Annotated in this window: 15 protein-coding genes; 13 read left to right on the forward strand and 2 right to left on the reverse strand. The window is 33.4% G+C overall.

Going from position 1 to position 15,959, the window contains the following annotated elements; all coding sequences use genetic code 11:
- The first annotated feature begins 60 nt into the window (after positions 1-60).
- Both Dongsha4_RS04150 and Dongsha4_RS04155 read left to right on the forward strand, forming a co-directional pair.
- Positions 61-2,349: a polysaccharide biosynthesis tyrosine autokinase gene (locus tag Dongsha4_RS04150; RefSeq protein WP_330204479.1), complete on the forward strand. Its 2,289-nt coding sequence runs from the start codon at positions 61-63 to the stop codon at positions 2,347-2,349.
- Positions 2,350-2,382: 33 nt separating this feature from the next.
- A complete protein-coding gene (locus tag Dongsha4_RS04155; RefSeq protein ID WP_330204480.1) occupies positions 2,383-2,952 on the forward strand; it encodes a GUN4 domain-containing protein in 570 nt (189 codons plus the stop codon).
- A gap of 231 nt (positions 2,953-3,183) precedes the next feature.
- On the opposite strand, the gene Dongsha4_RS04160 is transcribed toward Dongsha4_RS04155, so the two are convergent.
- Positions 3,184-3,774: a transposase gene (locus tag Dongsha4_RS04160; RefSeq protein WP_330204481.1), complete on the reverse strand. Its 591-nt coding sequence runs from the start codon at positions 3,772-3,774 to the stop codon at positions 3,184-3,186.
- Between the two features lie 349 nt (positions 3,775-4,123).
- The gene (locus Dongsha4_RS04165; protein ID WP_330204482.1) at positions 4,124-4,579 is read right to left on the reverse strand and encodes a hypothetical protein; all 456 of its coding nucleotides are present in this window, start codon (positions 4,577-4,579) and stop codon (positions 4,124-4,126) included.
- Between the two features lie 163 nt (positions 4,580-4,742).
- Here Dongsha4_RS04165 and acnB point away from each other — a divergent pair, with 163 nt between their 5' ends.
- The 11 genes from acnB to Dongsha4_RS04220 all read left to right on the forward strand — a co-directional run bounded on the left by acnB (position 4,743) and on the right by Dongsha4_RS04220 (position 15,873).
- Positions 4,743-7,346, forward strand: a complete 2,604-nt coding sequence (acnB, locus tag Dongsha4_RS04170) for a bifunctional aconitate hydratase 2/2-methylisocitrate dehydratase (RefSeq protein WP_330204483.1) — start codon at positions 4,743-4,745, stop codon at positions 7,344-7,346.
- A 50-nt stretch (positions 7,347-7,396) separates the two neighbouring features.
- Positions 7,397-7,816 carry a XisH family protein gene (locus Dongsha4_RS04175; RefSeq protein WP_099436240.1) on the forward strand — a complete coding sequence of 140 codons (420 nt, stop codon included), beginning with the start codon at positions 7,397-7,399 and terminating at the stop codon, positions 7,814-7,816.
- Complete coding sequence (locus Dongsha4_RS04180; RefSeq protein ID WP_330204484.1) at positions 7,801-8,142, forward strand: element excision factor XisI family protein; 342 nt, start codon at positions 7,801-7,803, stop codon at positions 8,140-8,142. The genes Dongsha4_RS04175 and Dongsha4_RS04180 overlap by 16 nt, the downstream gene beginning before the upstream one ends.
- Before the next feature lie 39 nt (positions 8,143-8,181).
- Positions 8,182-8,613 (forward strand): XisH family protein, encoded by a 432-nt coding sequence (locus Dongsha4_RS04185; RefSeq protein ID WP_330204485.1) that lies wholly within the window; start codon positions 8,182-8,184, stop codon positions 8,611-8,613.
- Positions 8,583-8,924 carry a XisI protein gene (locus Dongsha4_RS04190; protein ID WP_330204486.1) on the forward strand — a complete coding sequence of 114 codons (342 nt, stop codon included), beginning with the start codon at positions 8,583-8,585 and terminating at the stop codon, positions 8,922-8,924. Before Dongsha4_RS04185 ends, Dongsha4_RS04190 begins: the two co-directional genes overlap by 31 nt.
- A 210-nt stretch (positions 8,925-9,134) precedes the next feature.
- Positions 9,135-10,958, forward strand: a complete 1,824-nt coding sequence (locus Dongsha4_RS04195; RefSeq protein WP_330204487.1) for a DUF262 domain-containing HNH endonuclease family protein — start codon at positions 9,135-9,137, stop codon at positions 10,956-10,958.
- Between the two features lie 158 nt (positions 10,959-11,116).
- A complete protein-coding gene (locus Dongsha4_RS04200) occupies positions 11,117-11,617 on the forward strand; it encodes a YchJ family protein (RefSeq protein WP_330204488.1) in 501 nt (166 codons plus the stop codon).
- Between the two features lie 97 nt (positions 11,618-11,714).
- On the forward strand, positions 11,715-12,482 hold the full coding sequence (locus Dongsha4_RS04205) for an NAD-dependent epimerase/dehydratase family protein (RefSeq protein WP_330204489.1): 768 nt from the start codon (positions 11,715-11,717) through the stop codon (positions 12,480-12,482).
- Positions 12,483-12,543: 61 nt separating this feature from the next.
- The gene (locus Dongsha4_RS04210) at positions 12,544-13,257 is read left to right on the forward strand and encodes a cytochrome b/b6 domain-containing protein (RefSeq protein WP_330204490.1); all 714 of its coding nucleotides are present in this window, start codon (positions 12,544-12,546) and stop codon (positions 13,255-13,257) included.
- Between the two features lie 257 nt (positions 13,258-13,514).
- The gene (locus Dongsha4_RS04215; RefSeq protein ID WP_330204491.1) at positions 13,515-14,897 is read left to right on the forward strand and encodes an aldehyde dehydrogenase; all 1,383 of its coding nucleotides are present in this window, start codon (positions 13,515-13,517) and stop codon (positions 14,895-14,897) included.
- A gap of 28 nt (positions 14,898-14,925) precedes the next feature.
- Positions 14,926-15,873, forward strand: a complete 948-nt coding sequence (locus Dongsha4_RS04220; RefSeq protein WP_330205388.1) for a DUF4351 domain-containing protein — start codon at positions 14,926-14,928, stop codon at positions 15,871-15,873.
- Positions 15,874-15,959: the final 86 nt, after the last annotated feature.

Genomic DNA, 15,959 nt, shown 5'->3' on the forward strand with positions numbered 1-15,959 from the left:
GATTATGGGGGGATAAAGAGTTTTTTTGATGGAAATTTATCTTAATTTTAGGAGTTATTAATGTTACCAGAAAGGTCTGATATTTCGTCTTTTTCACAGTCTAATAATTATGATGAAAATTCTTTTGTATCGGGAGAAATAAATCAAGATTTTGTCCCTTCTCTCTCCGCATTGGAAAGTAATTTGGAGAAAAAAATAGAGCAATCGCTCATAGAAAATAACATAGAAAACAACAGTAATACTCCCTATTTATTAGAATTATTTAAAAGGCGTTGGGCTTTTATTTTGGGGGCAACCTTGGGAATTACAACTGGGGTTATTTGGTGGACTTTTCAACAATCTCCTATTTATCAGGGTAAATTCATGTTGTTGGTAGAAAAACCCATGGAAAGCCAAGCACAGCAAAATCAACTTGCAACGGGGCTTGATGGGGCGAATACGAATACTAATATTGACTATAGTACGGAAGTTCAAATATTAGGTAGTGCCAGTGTTTTAAGTCCTATTTTAAAGGAAATTTCTAATCGTTATCCAGATATTTATGAGGATATTAATTTACAGAATTTGGAAAATTTGGATATAAAACAATTAGATAAAACAAAACTAATTGAAGTTAGTTTTCGAGATGAAGATCCTGAAAAAATCGCTTTTGTGTTGGATACTATTGCTTCTGAATATTTAGAAAATGGGCTTAATTCAGGAGAACAAAATATTGGAGAGGGCTTAAAATTTGTTCGTAGTCAGATACCTATTTTAGAAAAAAATATTGATAATTTACAAACAAAAATAGAAAAATTAAGAACCGATCATAAGTTTATTGATCCACAAATTCAAGCCACAGAATTAACTCAACAATTAGTTGCTACAGAAAAGGAATTTTTTGCTACTCAAATACAAATTCAAGAAGCAGAATCAGCTTATAATAATATTCAACAACATCTTAAATTATCTCCTGAAGAAGCGATCGCACTTAGTTATTTAACAGAATCGCCAAGGTATCAAAATTTATTAAAACAGTTACAAGAAATTGAAATTGAATTGGCAAAACAGTCGGCAGTTTTTACGGATTTAAGTCCGCAAATTATTACCTTAAAAGACAAAAAAAATAATATTCTTAATTTAATAGAACAAGAAAAAGCTAGATATTCTTTAGAAAATCAAAATCCTAATAATCTACAAGAAGCGATCGCAATTCCTAGTAAAATGAGGGATAAATTAACTCAAGATTTAATCGCAAAAAGAGACGAAATTAAAGTTTTAAATAGTAAAAAAGATAGTTTACAAAAAGTATTAGATAACCTTAACCAAAGAATTGCTAATTTACCCGCCATTACTCGTGAATATAATAATTTACAAAGAGAACTAAATACCTCAACAGAAAGTTTAAAGCGCTTCCTAGAAACAAGAGAAAAACTAGAATTAGATAATGTTCAAAATAATCTTAATTGGCAAATTATCTCTCCTCCTCAAGTGGGAGAAAGTCCTGTTTATCCCGTTCCTCTTTACAATCTATTATTCGGTTTATTTGGAGGTTTAACTTTTGGTACGGTAGTTGCTTCAATTATAGATAAATGCGATCGCAGTATTTACGATGTAAAAAAATTAAAAACAGTTACCCAACTGCCCATCTTAGCAGAAATACCTTTTGATAAAAATATTAATTTAACTACTAAAAAACAAAATATTCCTGATTTTTTTACCTCCAATTCTCCTCAAAAAGAATCATCAGAAAAAGACAAACTTTCACTATCTTCTAGTTTAGAATCTTTTCGTAATCTTTACACAAATGTTAGTTTATTAACCCCTAATTTACCCTCAAAATCGGTTGTTATTAGTTCTTCAATTCCCAGAGAAGGTAAATCAACTATTAGCTTAAACCTTGCCAAAGTAGCCGCTAGTATGGGGCAAAAAGTGTTATTAGTCGATACAGATTTTCGACTACCCCAATTGCATATATTAGTAAATGTTGAGAATAATCAAGGTTTGACTCATATCCTGACAGGCAAAATTCCTTGGCAAAATGCGATTCAATCTCCCAGTCAATGGCATAACCTTTCCATCATCACTGTGGGAGAAGTATTATCAGACCCAAGTAGTTTATTATATGGTCAAGCAATGTCCACGATGATGCAACAAATACAAGCGTCTCAACAGTTTGATTTGATTATTTATGATAGTCCTTCCTTATTAAGTTTTTCTGACGGTAAAATAATAGCATCTCAAACAAATGGATTAATTCTCGTGGTCAAAGTTGGTAGCACTAAAGATTATGAATTGAGACACGTTTATGAACAATTAAGAGTTACCAATACTAGAATATTAGGATTAATTTCCAACGAAATAAGATAACCTATAAAGAAAATCAGTTAATATTTCCCCATTATGAACGATATTGAAGTCCGTGTACAAAAATTGGAAAGCGAAGTCAGTCGCCTAACAAATCTGATTGAAGAATTACAAGAACAATTGATCTTATTACCAGATATTGCTAGATATGGTAAATTACAAAAATTGTTAAAAAATAAAGATTTTCGAGAAGCAGATATAGAAACCACTAGAATAATGTTAGAAGTAGCAGGAGAACAAAGAGAAACTCTATCTCCTGACAATGTCAGTAAATACCCGTGTAATTCCCTACAGATTATAGATCAGATGTGGTATAAATATAGTAATGGAAAATTCAGTTTTGGAGTACAATTAAAAAATTATTATGAAGTGGGGGGCGACATTGATACCATTAGAGCTCAAGATGTGAAAGTTTTAACGAAGTTTGCAGACAAAGTAGGATGGTTAAACGAGAATAAACAACCCAGATTTTCTGAATATGATGATTGGGATTTTAGTTTATCTGCCCCTGATGGTTGTTTTCCTGCTCACTGGTGGAAATCTCCCTATGGGTTGAAAATGGTTACATTTTTCTTTTCTCGTCTTATTTCTTGCAATTTAATTTGATGTCTTTTTCCTATTTTTTAGTATTAATTGATTTATTCTGGAGGAATTTGAAAAATAATTTCTGTAATTTCTGCTAATTTTGTCGTCATATTTAAAATCTCATTACTATATTTTTATTTGTTCCAACTTATATTTTATAATAAACTAGACCCTGAAGGGATCTGCTACGCAGCACGCACCTCTCACACTCCAAAAATGCGATCGCAACTCCTCCAATAAGCTACATTATTATTACCATTTAGAAGGGTTATTAGGATGTAATTGATCATTTTCCCAAGATAAAGAATTATTTTGTATATATTCTCTAATTTTCTCTAAAGATTGATCATTTCTAATGATATGCTCATAATAATTACGTTGCCAAACAGGATTTTTAGGTGTATTACGAATAATATTAATTCTTTTAGTTGTGGCTGATTTAAAACTTGATATTAATGATGATAATGATTTCGGTTTCATTGATATTCGTTGCTGTGATGATTGAATGGTTTGTAGGGGCGAACGGCCGTTCGCCCCTACGTTTTGATGATTTTCTATATTTTTATTTATTTGTTGATCAATAATTACAATTCCATGAAAATGATTAGGCATAATAACAAATTCATCTAATTCAATTTCTCTTCTAATTTCTGCTGATTTTAACCATTCTTCTTTTACCAATTCACCAAAATTATTTAAGATTATTTGATGATTAATAATTTCACCAAATAAACATTGACGTTCATAACAACAAATGGTAATAAAATAAAATCCTGATTGAGAATAATCATATCCTTTTAAACGAATTGATTGACGTTTATGTATATCAGGGTTATATTTCATAATTAATTATTTTAGATTTTATTGTAAATAAATTTTTATTTGATATTAATTAATTACATTGTAGGGGTCAACAGCCTTTAACTACAGACAATTGCACCCTTAACTCGGCAAAAATTATCATAAATTAAGTATTTTTTTGACTTCACTTAGAGGAATTGAAAGATTGTTTTCTTCTTCTTTTTTAGCTTTTTTAAATCTTGTAAATCTTCTAATAAATCTTGAATTTTAACAAATTATTGATAGGGTAAAACTGCAAATTATTTATTTCTATTTTTAGTGATAAATTCAGGATGTAACTGGCTCATCGCTAAACTCCATTATTAAAAATAAGCCTTACTAATTAATTATTTTAATTACAAGCCTCCCTGACTCTTTTTCTTGCTTCTTCACGTGCATATAAGGCACCCAAAGAAACATTATATGAAACTTTTCCTTGTAGATATTGTACTGCTCTCTTCTCATACTCTTTTTCCCTTTGTATTAATTCAGCCTTTGCTTTACTACAAGAAGGTGGCTTATTACATTGAGACAAAACAAATCCAATAAGCAAAATACACACAATTAGAGAAATACATCCTTCTAATACGATTTGAATATCGTTCGATTTTACAGTATCATTATTTTTGGATTTAAACGACTCAGGATTTTTTTCATACTCATCCAAAGTGTTAATAATATCATCAATAGGATTGGATGGTTTCCACATAAATCCGCATTTTTTACAAACAATATTATCTGAACTCTGTATCTCAAAATCAGAATCATTGCCACATTGCTGACATTTATGATTAATATGACTTTTCATCACCGAAATATTTATACTTTTACATTCAAATTTATTGCAACAATAATTAATTTATAGCACATCCGTTAAGAATAATCTCGATACATTGAATACAAAACCCTTGTTCATGACCTTGATATGCTTAAAATAGTAAATTATTGTAAAAAATATAAGCATAAATACTATGACTTGGTTAGAAACATATCATCAACACGTTGAAGAAAGAGCCAAATTAGGCATTCCCCCCTTACCCCTTAACGCCGAACAAACATCACACCTGTGCGAAATGTTGCAGAATCCCCCAGAGGAATTAAAAGAGGAATTAATGATGTTACTGCGCGATCGCATCCCCCCCGGAGTAGATGAAGCATCCTACGTCAAGGCTGGATTTTTAACCGCAGTGGCAAAAGGAGAATTAACATCCCCCATTATCTCCAAACAAGGTGCAGTGAGCTTATTGGGTACAATGATGGGCGGTTATAACGTGCAATCCCTCGTGAGTTTACTAAAATTTGCTGATAATACCGTAGCATCCGAAGCCGCCAACGCCCTCAGTAAAACCCTCTTAGTCTTCGATGCCTTCAACGATGTCTTAGAATTAGCAGATACAAACCCCTACGCCAAACAAGTCATTGACGCATGGGCAGAAGCATCATGGTTTATCAGTAAGCCCAAAGTAGCCGAATCCATCACCGTGACAGTGTTTAAAGTGCCGGGTGAAACCAACACCGATGACTTATCCCCAGCACCTCACGCCACCACTCGCCCTGACATTCCCTTACACGCCCTTGCGATGTTGGAATCGAGAATGCCCGAAGGGTTAGAAACTATTGCTAAATTAAAAGAAAAAGGACACCCTGTGGCTTATGTCGGTGACGTAGTGGGGACAGGTTCTTCTCGTAAGTCTGCAATCAATTCCGTATTATGGCACATCGGTAATGAAATTCCTTTTGTACCCAATAAAAAATCTGGAGGTTATGTATTAGGAGGTAAAATTGCACCGATTTTCTTCAACACCGCCGAGGATTCTGGAGCATTACCCATCGAGTGCGATGTCACCAACTTAAATACTGGGGATGTTATCACCATTTATCCTTATGAGGGCAAAATCACTAATGAAAATGGCGACACTATTACTACTTTTACTCTTAAGCCTGAAACCATTTTAGACGAAGTGAGAGCAGGAGGACGCATTCCCCTCTTAATTGGACGTGCCTTAACCGATAAAACTCGTCAAGCATTGGGATTAGAGCCTAGTAACTTATTTGTCCGCCCTCAAGCCCCTGCTGACACTGGCAAAGGGTTTACTTTGGCTCAAAAAATGGTAGGAAAAGCCTGTGGTGTGGAAGGAATCCGCCCCGGCACTTCCTGCGAACCCATGATGACTACTGTAGGTTCTCAAGATACCACTGGACCTATGACAAGAGACGAGTTAAAGGAATTGGCTTGTTTAGGATTCAATGCAGATTTAACTTTACAAACCTTCTGCCATACTGCGGCTTATCCCAAACCCGTTGACATCAAAACCCACAAGGAATTACCCGATTTCTTCTCTACTCGTGGTGGTGTTGCTTTACGCCCCGGGGATGGTATCATTCACTCTTGGTTAAACCGTATGTTATTGCCCGATACTGTTGGCACTGGTGGCGATTCTCATACCCGTTTCCCTCTGGGTATCTCTTTCCCCGCAGGTTCTGGTTTAGTGGCATTTGCGGCGGCTTTAGGGGCGATGCCTTTAGATATGCCTGAGTCGGTGTTAGTTAAATTCACAGGGGAATTGCAACCCGGTGTGACTTTGCGAGACATCGTTAATGCTATTCCCTGGGTAGCTATGCAGGAAGGTAAGTTAACCGTTGGTAAGGAGAATAAAATCAACGTCTTTAACGGGCGTATCATGGAAATGGAAGGCTTACCCGATTTAAAAGTGGAACAGGCTTTCGAGTTAACCGACGCAACGGCGGAGCGTTCTTGTTCTGGTAGTACAATCAAACTAAGTGAAGAAACCGTGGCGGAATACTTGCGATCGAACGTCAGTTTAATGAAAAATATGATCGCACGGGGTTATCAAGATGCACGTACATTATTGCGTCGTATTGCCAAGATGGAAGAATGGTTAGCCAATCCCTCTCTTATGTCTGCGGATGAAAATGCTGAATATGCAGATATTATCACCGTCAATTTAAGTGAAATCAAAGAGCCGATTGTTGCCGCTCCTAATGACCCTGATAATGTTAAACTGATGAGTGAATGTGCTGGTGATAAAGTGGATGAAGTTTTCATCGGTTCTTGTATGACAAATATCGGACACTACCGTGCGGCGGCGAAAATCCTTGAGGGTGCAGGTACTGTTAAAGGTCGTTTATGGATTTGTCCTCCTACCCGTATGGATGAGCAACAATTACGCAATGAAGGGGTTTACGGCGTATTTGCGGCGGCAGGAGCGAGAACTGAAATGCCGGGTTGTTCTTTATGTATGGGTAATCAGGCAAGGGTTGAGGATAATGCGACCGTTTTCTCAACTTCTACCCGTAATTTTAATAATCGTATGGGTAAAGGAGCAAGGGTTTATCTCGGTAGTGCTGAGTTAGCGGCAGTTTGTGCTTTATTGGGTAAAATTCCCACCGTGGAAGAATATAGAGCGATCGTATCTGAGAAAATCGATCCTTTCAAAGGCGAATTATACCGTTATTTAAACTTCAATGAGATTGAAGGCTTTGAGGATGAAGGGCGCGTTATTGCTTTAGAAGATATGCCGAAAATTGAGGACATTTTAGGTATGCCAGTATAATTGTAGGGTGGGCATTGCCCACCTTTTAAGATATGTTTTGATATAAGATAATGTCAAAAAGAGACAGTTTACATTTATCCTTGCGTCATGCTTTAGAAAAAGATGGTTGGAAAATTACTGATGATCCTTTAATTTTAGTTCTGGAAAACACCTTACTAAAAGCTGATTTAGGTGCTGAAAAATTTTTTACAGCAGAAAAAAATAATCAGAAAATTGCGGTTGAAGTTAAAGATTTTGATTCTCCTTCTGTGATTAGTGAATTAGAAAAAACCATCGGACAAATGCAATTTTATCAATGGGCTTTAGAAGAGCAAGAACCGAAAAGAAAATTGTTTTTGGCAATTAGTCAATCTGTATATTTAAAACATTTTCAAAAACCTATTTTTCAATTAGCTATTAAACGAAATAAAATCAATTTAATTATTTTTAATTCACAAAAAGAGGATATTTTACAATGGATAAATCAATAACATATGCTGACATTTTAACTAAAGTTTTAAGACAACAATCAGCTATTCAACCTCGATTACAAAATTTGAAAATTAGTTCTGTGTGCGATCGAGATACAGGACATTTTTTAATTATTATGACAGGTTGGCACAAAGAATCTTGGCGAGATCAAATTTTATTTCATGCTCGTTTAATAGACGATAAAATAATTATAGAAGATGATAATTTCGAGGAAGGGTTAACAAACATTCTCATTCAAGAGGGAATTGATGATAGAGATATAATCACAGAAATTGAGCAAATGCCAAAAATCGAGGACATTTTAGGTATGCCAGTACAATTGTAGGGTGGGTAATGCCAACCTAATCTAATTACAAGGAGGAAAATGGCAAAAGATATTTACCATGAAGCGGTGAAAAATGCTTTAATTAAAGATGGTTGGCGAATTTTAGCTGATTCTTATTTTTTACAATATGAAGATGCTCAACTTTACGCCGATCTACTTGCTGAAAAAACGTTATTAGCCGAACAAAATAATCGTACCATTGTTGTTGAAGTCAAAAGTTTTATTAATCCTTCTCCCATGAGGGATTTTGAATTGGCATTAGGACAATATATTGTCTATCGTGATATTTTAGATTTGTCTGAAAAACATTATGCCATTTATTTAGCTGTCAAAGATACGGTATTTGAGAGCTTTTTTCAAAGAAAATCAGTTAAAGCTATTGTTAAACGTCATCAAGTAGAGTTTATTGTTTTTAATGATGAAAAGGAGGAAATTGTCTCATGGATAAGCTCACAAGATATGGAGAAATAATCAAAAAAATCTTAACAGAATATTATCAAATTGTTGAGAAAGCTCCTGATTTTCACCCTGAAAATTGCCTAATTTTTGATGACAATAATCATCATTATTTTTGGCGTAGTATTGATTGGGTTAATAAAAAAAGAATCAATAATACTCATGTTTATATTCGCATTAAGAATGAGAAAATTTATATTGAGGAAGATTGGACAGAAGAAGGAATCGCTACGGAATTATTAAGAGAAGGTGTGCCGAAAGAGGATATTGTTTTAGCTTTTCATGATCCTGAAACTCGCAAATATACTGATTTTGCTGTAGCTTAAATTAGTTATTATAATCATATCTGAGAAAATCGATCTTTTCAATGGCGAATTGTACTATTACTTAAACTTTAATTAAATCGAAGGTTTTAAAGACGAAGGGCGAGTAATCCCCTTAGATCAAATGTCGAAAATTGAAGATATTTTAGGTATGCCTGTATCATTGTAGGGTAAACAATGCCCACCTTAATCAATTATCAAATCATAAAATATATGAATATTGATCCTGTATATACTTCAGTGGGTGTTCTTTTTAAAAGTCAATCCACATTTTTTATTCCTAAATATCAAAGAGCCTATGCTTGGAACTCAGAGTCAGTAAATGATTTCATTACAGATTTAAAAACTTGTTTTGAAAAAAGAAAACAAGGACTAGAAATCAATCATTTTTTTGGTGGGATTCTCAGTGTTAAATATCCTGTTTCGGGTGCATTTGATAAACATAAATATGAAATTATCGATGGGCAACAAAGAATTGCTACTTTTACCTTATTGGTAGCTTGTTTAATTAAATATTATAAATGTTTAACACTTGAGGCAAAAAAAATACAAGATACTAATAACGAAAATATTATTGAAAGAAGATTTAATAATTTATTAAATAGATTTGTTCAATTTGAACAAGAAATTCAAAGAATTGTTAACTCTGTTGATGTTCTCAGACTTTCAAACGCTGATAATGATTTTTATCGAGAATTGATTCGTGATCATAATCCATCTCCATCAAGAGATTCACATAATAAAATGTTATCTGCATATGAAAAACTAAATAAAGGATTAAAAGAAATTCTTGCTGATGCAAATACTATTGAAAATAAGATTGATGACTTAGAAATAATCGAAAAAATCTTGGATAATGATTTTACGGTGTTACATATGGTTACTGATAAAAAAGAGGATGCTTTTAGGCTTTTTCAAGTTATTAATGATAGAGGTACAAACTTAACAGATGGAGATTTATTAAGAGCTAAAACGTTAGAACTTTTAGAACCATTTTGTGAACAACAGAATATTGTTGAAAAATTATGGGATAACATTCTTGCTGATTCTCCTTCTGATACGAGTAATTATTTCAATTGGATTTATGATTCCTTTGAAGGTAATAGACCAAAACAAAATGCCGTCTTTGATATGTTTCTTGATAGATTTTTTCCTGAGCATAAAAAACATCAATTAACATCTGATGATGCAGAAAAGATTAAAGATATGATGGAAAAAATTCATAAACAGATTATTAAATGCAGGAAGTTAGTAGAAGGACAATGGTTATATCCAGAAAAACAACCTATAACAGCATGGGATAGAACTCGTTTAAATATTCTCTTGGTTGAACTTGGTCATACTTTGTCTATTCCATTGTTACTTGCCGCATCTGAATTAGATCACAAGAAGTTCTCAGAAATAGTTCAAATGATAGAAAAGACTTTTTTTAGATATAAATTAATATGTAATGAACATATAACGCCTTTAAAAACCATTTATGCTAAAGAAGCTATTAATATTCGTCAAAATATTCAATCTTATCAAATAGAAAATCTCAGAAAAGAACTTAATGAGTTGCTTCAATCAAAAGTACCAGATCAAAAATTTAAAACTGCATTAAGAACACTTCAATATCAAGAAACTGGTGCGAGTAATAAGCCTCTTAAGTATTTTTTAATGACTATTGAATATTATTACCAATGGTTTAAACAAGGAGCAAATGGGCAACCTGATTGTCTTGATAAAAGTAGAGTATATGATTTTGCTGGTACATCAATTGAACATATCTATCCTCGTAATCCTGCTAATCTGGATAAAGACAATAATCTTGAACCTCTAAAAAATTCGTTGGGTAATCTTACAATTATGGATCCTCAACAAAATAATATTGGTGATAATGACCCTTTCATCAACAAAAAGTCACTTTATAAAAATTCTTCTGTTGTTTTAACTCAAGAAATCGGCAATATGGAGAATTGGACAGCTACAGAAATAGAAAATCATCAAAATTTATTAATAGAGATTGCTATTTCTCTATTTAATTTACAAACATAAGTCTTTGAAGTACGTTCACTTATGGTTTGGGTTAAGTAATAAATAATTAACGTTCTTAATTCTGATTGCGATCGAACTTTATCAGATTTAATTTTTTTAGGATGTAAAAAGTGCTTTAATAATCTATTTTTCAATTAGCTATCAATCGACGTTTAATCATGTTTATTTCTAATCATAGTCTTTCTTCTCAACCTTGCCCCTGTGGAAGTCAAAAGCCATTATATCAATGTTGTGATGTCTATCTACAAGGACAATTACCTGCACCTACCGCAGAAAAATTAATGCGATCGCGCTATTCTGCTTACTGTCTCAAAAATATAGATTACCTATTCAACACAGAACATCCTAATTACCGCAAACCTAATAGTAGAGCCATGATTACGGGAACTGCTAACAGTCTTATATGGCTTGGTTTAACCGTACTTAACACCGAAGGAGGCAAATCTGAGGATGAAACGGGTATTGTTGAGTTTATGGCAGTATATCAAGAAGGAAAGTCCGTAGCTCAACTGCACGAAAGATCGAATTTTATCAAAGAAAAAGGTAAATGGTATTATACTGACGGAGAAATTCTCCCCCCCATTCAACCTAAGAAAAATGAACCTTGTTGGTGCAACAGTGGCAAAAAGTTTAAACAATGTCACGGTAAAACTAGGTAATAAAAAGTGCGATCGCTTTTCCATTGATTCAAAAGATGAAACCTTCCCATTGAGATATAATAATGAGTCGAACAAGCACGGCACAATATAGAGTGAGATGAAAGTAATTATTATAGGTGGAAATGGTTTTGTTGGTTCGGCTTATAAGCGTTTTTGCGAAAAAAACAATATCGATCATTTAATAGTAAATAGACATAATTATCACGACTATATTGGTACTAAAGCTGATATTTTAATTAATGCCAATGGTAACTCTAAAAAGTTTTTAGCTACTCAAGAGCCTTTAGTTGATTTTGATGCTTCAGTGCGATCGCTCCGACAATCTTTAATTGATTTTCCCTGTGATAAATATGTATTTTTATCTTCCTGCGATGTCTATTCTGATTGTTCAAGTTACGAGTCAACAAAAGAAGATGTTGTTATTGATATTAGCAAACAAAGCCCCTACGGTTTTCATAAATATTTAGCAGAATTATGTGTTCAACATTGCCATCATGATTGGTTAATTTTCCGCATGGGAGGGTTTGTCGGTGAAAATTTAAAGAAAAATGCCATCTTTGATATTTTATGGGGCGATCGCCTCTGGTTACATCCAGAAAGCAAATTGCAGTATATTAATACTGATATAGCGGCCATGAGAGTGATGGAAATAATCAAAAAAGGCTACTCTCAAGAAATATTTAATCTTTGTGGTAACGGGGTAATTGAGTTACAGGAGGTGTTAAACATGACTAACAGAGAAGTTGAAATCAACACGGAAGCACAACCCGTTCATTATGAGGTGAATATTGATAAAATTCAGTCAGTAATTGATATTCCTTCCACTCGTGATGCAGTGATTAATTTTGTTCAAAGTAATGGATAATGAATTTGGCTTTATATTTTATTAATAATGCCCTCATATTTCCCTATTTAGCAGTCAAGATATGAAAAGTAAGTCAAAATCTCCTTATCAAAAACTAATGCTGAGGATACTGCATAATTTGCAGGGATTATCAGTAATTTTAGCGGTTATTACTGCTTTTTGGACATATAACACCTATGATGGACGTTGGGGCAAAATTGCTTTTCTCCCTGACTGGAAGGAAATAGAGGGGATACATGGAACTTTTGGCTTATGGGTATTATTAATATTACCTGTTTTTATTATCTATAGTATTCATAAACAAGCCCAAAAATTAATTCAAAAAGACAGTTTAGATAAACTAAAATTAATTAATAAACCTATTTGGTGGTACTCTCTTCATCGTCTAGTTAATACTTTCAGTATTTTTGCTTTAATCTTTGCTGTTTTTAGTGGAAAAATGATGAATGAAAAATGGTTGCCTAAAGGAGAATTAAATCATTATTGGTACTATTTGCATCTTATTTCGTTAATTATTGTCGTTTTAGCCATAGCATTTCATTTATTAACTATGTCTAAAATAGGCGGTTTGAGTTTTTTATCATCAATCTTTAAGCTAGATTTTAGAGAGGATGAAAACCCTAAATATTGGCTAAATAAAATTAAATCATTACCTGAAAATTATCGGGAAATTATTATCAACGAATGGGAAAAAACTCCTGTTTTTTTAAAAGTTGTTGAAATAACTTTGATTTTTATTATTATTTTAGCTTGGGTTATTTCTTGGCTTAAATAATACAAGTTTAACGACCTTTTCTAGTGAGTTAAATCGCATTGAGCTTCTCTTTAATTTATATGAAAATCTTACTAATCCTCTCCCGAAATCACAAAGTAAAAAGAGTAAAAAATAATCCTCAAACTTATCTTCTTTTAAGGGAAGATACAGAGGGGTTTCTCTTTTCCTACCTCAATGAATAATTTATTGCACTCAAAGCAAGAGAGTCAAAAATGTTAAATTAGCAATGTTTAGTTTTATTAAATTTATTTGCCATTATGCTTACTTCTAATTACTCCATTGCCTCTCTACTAGATAGACAAAGACAGTATTTTGCCACAGGGGAAACCAAGTCTGTTGATTTTCGTTTACAACAGTTAAAAAAATTAAAAAGTGCGATCGCATCTCGTCAAGATAAGATATTAGAAGCATTAAAAGCGGATTTAGGTAAACCAACCTTCGAGGGATGCTTTGAATTAGCTGTTTTACAAGATTTAACCTATGCCATTAAAAACCTGAAAAAATGGGTTAAACCCCAGAAAGTAAAAACAGGAATTGAACTTTTTCCCGCGCAAGCCAAGATTCATCCTGAACCTTTAGGAGTAGTATTAATTATAGGTCCTTGGAATTATCCCTTTTCTTTGATGATTTCTCCCCTTATTGGTGCGATCGCATCTGGTAATTGTGTACTGCTAAAACCCTCAGAAATTGCCCCTCATACCTCTGCTTTACTCACAGAATTAATTAGGGACACATTTCCCTCCGAATATATTTGTATTCAAGAAGGTGGCGTGGAAGTAGCTCAAGAATTATTAGCCTGTAAATTTGACCATATTTTCTTTACTGGAGGTACAAAAATTGGACAAATCGTCATGGAAGCGGCGGCGAAGCATTTAACCCCTGTCACCCTCGAATTAGGAGGAAAAAGCCCTTGTATTGTCGATACACAAATCAATCTTAAGGAAACCGCAAAACGCATCACTTGGGGTAAATTTATCAACGCTGGACAAACTTGTATCGCTCCTGATTATATCCTTGTGGACGAGAAAATCAAAGCAGATTTAATTAAGGAGATGAAAAAATGTGTTGAGAGCTATTTTGGCGATAATCCTGCCGATAGTCCCGATTTTGCCCGAATTATTAATCATAGACAGTTCGATCGCCTTCAAAGTTTATTAACTGATGGTAAGATTATTATTGGTGGCAACTATAACCGTGAAGAAAAATATATTGCTCCCACCATCTTAGATGAAATTTCCTCCGACTCTCCCATCATGGAAGAGGAAATTTTTGGACCAATTCTCCCCGTTTTATCCTATCAAACCCTAGAAGATGCGATCGCTTTTGTCAACAGCAAACCCAAACCCCTTGCCCTTTATTTCTTCTCCCATAACAAAGACAAACAGCAGAAAATTTTGAGAGAAACCACATCGGGGGGATTATGCTTTAACGAAACAATTATGCACGTAGGAGTCACCGAATTACCCTTTGGAGGAGTAGGAGATAGTGGTATTGGTGCATACCATGGAAAAGCCACCTTTGATACTTTTTCCCACTATAAAAGCGTATTATCCCGCCCATTTTGGGGAGATTTAAACTGGCGTTTTGCACCCTATAGCGAAAAAAATGTCAAGTTATTTAAACAAATATTTACAAAATAACCTGAATCCAGAAACCCATCAGATAATAATGACAGAAATCAACGCTAATTATGATGAACCTTGGAAAGAAGCCATAGGAGAATACTTCGATCGCTTCTTAGAGTTTTTCTTCCCACAAGTATATCACCTAATAGACTGGTTAAAACCACAAATTTCTTTAGACAAAGAATTACAGAAAATTACTGCTGATTCTGATGATAGTAAAAGATTAGTAGATAAGTTATTTCAAGTGTGGTTAAAAAACAATCAACCAGTGTGGATTTTGGTTCATATCGAAGTACAAAGTCAGTATGACAGCGACTTTAATCAAAGAATGTTTATCTATCATTATCGCACCTTTGATTTATACCGAAAACCCGTAATTAGCCTTGCTATACTAGGAGACGAAAAAGAAAAATGGCGACCATCCAATTATGGCTATGATTTAGGTGGATGTAAATTAAACTTAGATTTTCCCGTAATTAAACTATTAGATTATCAAGAAAAATGGGAAGAATTAGAAAGAGATTTAAACCCCTTCGCCATAATGATAATGGCACATTTAAAAACTAAGACAACCACAAGTAATTTAGCAGAAAGAGAACAATGGAAATGGTATTTAATCAGAAGTTTATATGATAAAAATTTCAGTAAATTAAAAATAGTAAAACTGTTTAAATTTATTGATGCGATGATGACTTTACCACCATTGTTACAACAAAGTTTGAATAAAAAAGTTATTGAATACGAGGAGGAAAAAGTGATGCCCTTAATTAGTCCTTTCGAGCAAATGGCGGAAGAAAGAGGAATACAACAAAGAATTGAAAAGGAAAAAGAATTGATTATTCGCTTATTAACACGTAAATTAGGAACAATCAATGCTGATTTACAAACTCAAGTGAAAGCTCTAAATATCGAAAATTTAGAAACCTTAGCAGAGGATTTATTTGATATGAATTCCATTGAAGATTTACAACAATGGTTAAGTAATTACTAATTTTTATATAAGACAAAAATCTTAATAGTAGCTTGAAATATAGCTACTTTTTTTCATTCCAAAATAATTAAGTAAGCTAATATTTT

Source organism: Cyanobacterium sp. Dongsha4 (genome assembly GCF_036345015.1).
Lineage (GTDB): Bacteria > Cyanobacteriota > Cyanobacteriia > Cyanobacteriales > Cyanobacteriaceae > PCC-10605.

Bases quoted from the DNA above. Each gene is read 5' to 3' on its own strand.
- Dongsha4_RS04190 (WP_330204486.1), top strand. From the start codon at position 8,583: ATGGATAAGCTCACAAGATATGGAGAAATAATCAAAAAAATCTTAACA.
- Dongsha4_RS04150 (WP_330204479.1), top strand. From the start codon at position 61: ATGTTACCAGAAAGGTCTGATATTTCGTCTTTTTCACAGTCTAATAAT.
- Dongsha4_RS04205 (WP_330204489.1), top strand. From the start codon at position 11,715: ATGAAAGTAATTATTATAGGTGGAAATGGTTTTGTTGGTTCGGCTTAT.
- Dongsha4_RS04195 (WP_330204487.1), top strand. From the start codon at position 9,135: ATGAATATTGATCCTGTATATACTTCAGTGGGTGTTCTTTTTAAAAGT.
- Dongsha4_RS04160 (WP_330204481.1), bottom strand. From the start codon at position 3,774: ATGAAATATAACCCTGATATACATAAACGTCAATCAATTCGTTTAAAA.
- Dongsha4_RS04180 (WP_330204484.1), top strand. From the start codon at position 7,801: ATGGATAAATCAATAACATATGCTGACATTTTAACTAAAGTTTTAAGA.
- Dongsha4_RS04185 (WP_330204485.1), top strand. From the start codon at position 8,182: ATGGCAAAAGATATTTACCATGAAGCGGTGAAAAATGCTTTAATTAAA.
- Dongsha4_RS04165 (WP_330204482.1), bottom strand. From the start codon at position 4,579: ATGAAAAGTCATATTAATCATAAATGTCAGCAATGTGGCAATGATTCT.
- Dongsha4_RS04175 (WP_099436240.1), top strand. From the start codon at position 7,397: ATGTCAAAAAGAGACAGTTTACATTTATCCTTGCGTCATGCTTTAGAA.
- Dongsha4_RS04210 (WP_330204490.1), top strand. From the start codon at position 12,544: ATGAAAAGTAAGTCAAAATCTCCTTATCAAAAACTAATGCTGAGGATA.
- Dongsha4_RS04155 (WP_330204480.1), top strand. From the start codon at position 2,383: ATGAACGATATTGAAGTCCGTGTACAAAAATTGGAAAGCGAAGTCAGT.
- Dongsha4_RS04215 (WP_330204491.1), top strand. From the start codon at position 13,515: ATGCTTACTTCTAATTACTCCATTGCCTCTCTACTAGATAGACAAAGA.
- Dongsha4_RS04200 (WP_330204488.1), top strand. From the start codon at position 11,117: ATGTTTATTTCTAATCATAGTCTTTCTTCTCAACCTTGCCCCTGTGGA.
- Dongsha4_RS04220 (WP_330205388.1), top strand. From the start codon at position 14,926: ATGACAGAAATCAACGCTAATTATGATGAACCTTGGAAAGAAGCCATA.
- acnB (WP_330204483.1), top strand. From the start codon at position 4,743: ATGACTTGGTTAGAAACATATCATCAACACGTTGAAGAAAGAGCCAAA.